2 protein-coding genes, 1 tRNA gene and 1 pseudogene are annotated in these 4549 nt (G+C 73.5%); 1 reads left to right on the plus strand and 3 read right to left on the minus strand.

Annotation, left to right across the window (positions count from 1 at the left end; genetic code table 11):
* Positions 1-191, minus strand: a pseudogene (locus ICW40_RS16030) (2-polyprenylphenol hydroxylase); the annotation flags it as partial.
* Positions 192-296: 105 nt separating this feature from the next.
* Positions 297-380, minus strand: a tRNA-Leu gene (locus ICW40_RS16035).
* A gap of 145 nt (positions 381-525) precedes the next feature.
* Between ICW40_RS16035 and ICW40_RS16040 the strand changes: the two genes are divergently transcribed.
* Positions 526-1791, plus strand: coding sequence for an AI-2E family transporter (locus ICW40_RS16040; RefSeq protein WP_260459317.1), 1266 nt, complete (start codon positions 526-528; stop codon positions 1789-1791).
* A gap of 10 nt (positions 1792-1801) precedes the next feature.
* Here the strand turns inward: ICW40_RS16040 and dnaE are convergent.
* Positions 1802-4549 (minus strand): DNA polymerase III subunit alpha (gene dnaE, locus ICW40_RS16045; RefSeq protein ID WP_260459318.1); only part of this gene is annotated, 2748 nt, incomplete at its 5' end.

The raw sequence follows: 4549 nt of genomic DNA on the forward strand, positions 1-4549 counted from the left end.
CCGTCGTCCCCCGCGCGCATCGCCGCGCCCTTCGCGCGGCGCGCGGCCATCAGCTCGCGGGTGAGCGTCTCGACGTCCTCGCGGCTCAGCCGCGGGTCGCGCCGCCGCCACAGCCGACCGCGCACGACGACGTAGCGGCCGTCGGGCGTGACGAGGGGGCCGGCCCCGGCGGATCCCTCATCGGCGCGCATGGCGCCATGCTGCACGACGCGGCTCGACGGGTCGCGGCCACGCCGGTGACGACGAAGGCCCCCGACCGGCGGGTCGGGGGCCTTCGTCGTCGCTGTCTCAACGAGTGTCCGGAGGGGGACTTGAACCCCCACGCCCTATACGGGCACTAGCACCTCAAGCTAGCGCGTCTGCCATTCCGCCACCCGGACAGGTGGACCGTCGGGACCCGTGGGCCCCTCGAGTGCGGCAGCAAAGATAGCACGGTGCGGCGCGGCCGGATGACCACTCGGCACGGCCTGCGCTGCGGCACACTGAGGCCGACGGCGTCCCTGCGCCGGCCGACCAGGAGGTGCGATGTCCGACCAGGACGAGCCGACGATCACCGAGCCGGAGCGCGCGCGGCTCTCGATGCGTCACCTGGCCACCGCCAGCCCGGCGGCCAAGCGCGTCGCCGGCGCGCGACGGAACCCGAGCGTCGTCGGCTACGAGGAGAGCGCGCCGCACTGGCTCCGCGTCGTCGCGGGCTGGTCGTGGCGGATGCTCGTCGTCGTCGCCGCCGTCGCCCTGGTCTTCTGGGCGACGTCGCGCGTGCTGCTGCTGTTCATCGCGGTGTTCCTGGCGCTCGTGTTCACGGCCGTGCTGCGGCCCGTGGTCGACGTGCTCGACCGGTTCATGCCCCGCGGGATCGCCACGGCGCTGTCGATCCTCGGGTCGCTGCTCGTCGTGGCCGGCCTCTTCACCTACGTCGGGCTCTCGGTGGCCGGGCAGTGGGAGTCCCTGGGTGAGCAGTTCAACACCGGCATCGGGACGATCCTCGCCTTCCTCGAGGACAGCCCCCTGCACCTGACGGTCACGACCGAGGACGTCCAGAGCTGGATCGCCCAGGGTCAGCAGTGGCTGCAGCAGAACAGCAGCGCGGTCGCGAGCCAGGCCCTGACGAGCGTCGGATCTGCGGCGCAGGTGCTCACTGCCCTCGCTCTCGCGACGTTCTGCACGATCTTCTTCGTCACGCGCGGCACCGAGATGTGGACGTGGTTCCTCAACCAGCTGCCGATGCGCAGCCGGGAGTCGTGGCACGTCGGCGGTGGCGTCGCCTGGTACACGTTCTCGGGCTACACGCGCGGCACGTTCCTCGTCGCCGGCGCCGACGGCATCCTGGCCGTGATCATCCTGCTCGCGCTGGGCGTCCCGCTCGCGGCGCCCCTGGCCGTCCTCGTGTTCATCGGCGCGTTCATCCCGCTCATCGGTGCGCCGCTCGCGATGGTCATCGCGATGGTCGTCGCCCTCGCCGCGAACGGCATCGTCAACGCGATCCTGGTCGGCATCGGCATCGCGCTCATCGGGCAGTTCGAGGGGCACATCCTCACGCCGCTGGTCATGGGCAAGCAGGTCTCGCTGCATCCCGTCGCGGTCGCGTTGGGTGTGACCGCGGGGACGCTCGTGGCGGGGATCCTCGGCGCGGTCATCTCGGTGCCGCTGATCGCGGTGGCGTGGGCGGTGTTCGCGCGGCTGCGCCACCTCGACCCGCCGACCGACTTCTCCGACGAGGAGCACGTGCAGGAGCCCCCGGAGGAGACCACCCGCATCGCGGACGAGGAACCCGTCGGCGACGCACGCTGATCGCGCGGCGTCAGTGGAAGTCGCGCGACGCCGTCGGGACCCGCAGCGACAGCGGCGCCAGGTGCTCGGCGAGCAGGTTGGTCGCGCCGTCGGCGCGCTCGAGGCGGCCGCGCACCACGAGCGCCGGTGAGCTCCGCGCGATCGTCCGGAACCTGCTCCACAGCCCCGACGTGCAGATGACGTTGAGCAGGCCGGTCTCGTCCTCGAGCGACAGGAACGTCACGCCGCGGGCGGTCCCGGGACGCTGGCGGTGGGTCACGACGCCGGCGACGGCGACGCGGCGGCCCGGCTCGTGCTCGAACGCCTCGGCGACCGTGATGACCCCCGCCGAGACGAGCCCGTCCCGCACGTACTGCGTCGGGTAGGAGTCGACGGAGACGCCGGTCGCCCACACGTCCGCGACCGCCGTCTCCACCTGCGTCATGCCGGGCAGCACAGGCGCCTCGACGCCGACGGCGACGCCCGGCAGCGTGTCCGGACCCTCCTGCGCGAGCGCGCCCGCCGCCCACAGCCCCTCGCGCCGGTCGACCCCGAGCGACCCGAGCGCCCCGCCCGTGGCGAGGGCCTCGATCTGGGGGGTGGTGAGGCGCACGCGGCGGACCAGGTCCCGCAGCCCCTCGAACGGGCCGTTGCGCGACCGCTCCGCGACGAGCTCCTCGGCGAGCGCGTCGCCGATCCCCCGCACGGACGCGAGCCCCATCCGGATCGCGGGTCCGCGCAGCGCGGCCTCCGTCGGCCGGGCGACACCGACCACCGCGGGTGCGTCGTCGGGCGGCACGCCAGGCGTCTCCCCCGGCACGCCGTGCGCCTCCCCCGGCACGCCGGCCTTGCCGTCCCCGCCGTCGTCCGGGGTCTCACCCCCCGGTGCACGGGTGACCCACTCGAGGTCGGCCTGGACCTGGGACGCCTGGACGTCGGGCCGCAGCACCACGACGCCGTGCCGGCGCGCGTCGGCGACCAGCGACTGCGGCGAGTAGAACCCCATGGGCTGGGCGGCGAGCAGCCCGGCGCAGAACGCCGCGGGGTGGTGCACCTTGAGCCAGCAGCTCGCGTAGACGAGGTAGGCGAACGAGAAGGCGTGCGACTCGGGGAACCCGAAGTCGGCGAAGGCCTTGAGCTTGTCGTAGACCTGCTCGGCGACGTCGGGCGGGACGTCGCGCGCGGCCATGCCGGACATCAGCCGCGACCGGAGCGCCTCCATCTTCTCCATCGACCGCTTGGAGCCCATCGCGCGACGCAGCCGGTCCGCCTCGGCGCCGCTGAACCCCGCGACGTCGATCGCCATCTGCATGAGCTGCTCCTGGAACAGCGGCACGCCCTTGGTCTTGGCGAGCGACTTCTCGAGCAGCGGGTGCAGGTAGGTGACCTCCTCGCGGCCACGGACCCGGTTGATGTACGGGTGCACCGACCCGCCCTGGATGGGTCCCGGCCGGATGAGGGCGACCTCGATGACGATGTCGTAGAAGCACCTCGGCTGCAGTCGCGGCAGTGTCGCCATCTGAGCCCGGGACTCGACCTGGAACACGCCCACGGTGTCGGCGGCGCACAGCAGGTCGTAGACCGCGGGGTCCTCCTGCGGCAGCGAGTGCAGGCTCAGCCGCACGCCCTCGTGCTTCTCGACCAGCTCGAACGCGATCCGCAGGGCCGAGAGCATCCCGAGCCCGAGCAGGTCGAACTTCACGAGCCCGGCGTCGGCGCAGTCGTCCTTGTCCCACTGGAGCACCGTGCGCCCGGGCATGCGCGCCCACTCCACGGGGCAGACCTCGATCACCGGCCGGTCGCACATCACCATGCCGCCCGAGTGGATGCCGAGGTGGCGCGGCAGGCGCAGGAAGCGCTCGGCGAGGTCGATCACCGGCTCGGGGATCGCGCCCTCCTCCAGGGCCGACGGCGGGCGGCGCTCGGGCACGACGTCGTGCCCGTCCTCGGTCACGGCACCCACGGGCAGGTCGCTCACGTGCGGACGCCGGCGCGACGGCGGCGCGGCGATGGGGTCGATGACGGGCGCGACCGGTCCCGCCTTCGTCAGGTGCCACCACGACGTCGGCTTCTCCGGCCCGCGCAGCGACCCCCAGCGCTCGATGCTCTTGCTCCACGCGTCCTGCTGCCCGACGTCGTACCCGAGCGCGCGGGCGGCGTCCCGCACCGCGGACTTGGGCCGGTAGGAGATGACGTTGGCGACCTGCGCGGCGTGCCGACGGCCGAACCGCTCGTAGACGTGCTGGATGACCTCCTCGCGGCGCACCGACTCGATGTCGACGTCGATGTCCGGCGGACCGTCCCGCTCGGGTGCCAGGAAGCGCTCGAACAGCAGGCCGTGGCGCACGGCGTCGACCGCGGTCACACCCAGCGCGTAGCAGACGGCCGAGTTGGCGGCCGACCCGCGGCCCTGGCAGAGGATCCCCCGCTCGTGGCAGAAGGACACGAGGTCGTGGACGATGAGGAAGTAGCCGGGGAAGCCGAGCGTCTCGATGACGTCGAGCTCGTGCGCGATCTGCGCGTACGCACCGGGGACGCGTTCGGCGTCCGGTGGCCCGTACCGGTCGAGCGCCCCGCGCCGCACCAGCTCCCTCAGCCACGTGGCCTCCGTGTGGCCGGGCGGCACCGGGTAGGGCGGCAGGCTCGGCGCGACGAGCGCGAGGTCGAACGCGCACTCGGCCGCGAGCTCCGCGGCCGTCCGCACGGCCTGCGGGTGGCGTCGGTGCCGCGCGGCCATCTCCGCGGCGGAGCGCAGGTGCCGACCCGGCCCGCCCGGCAG

Origin of the sequence: Actinotalea ferrariae (assembly GCF_019733465.1) — a bacterium.
Lineage (GTDB): Bacteria > Actinomycetota > Actinomycetes > Actinomycetales > Cellulomonadaceae > Actinotalea > Actinotalea ferrariae_A.

Coding starts and splice junctions, on each gene's coding strand:
- ICW40_RS16040 (WP_260459317.1), top strand. CDS start 526: ATGTCCGACCAGGACGAGCCGACGATCACCGAGCCGGAGCGCGCGCGG.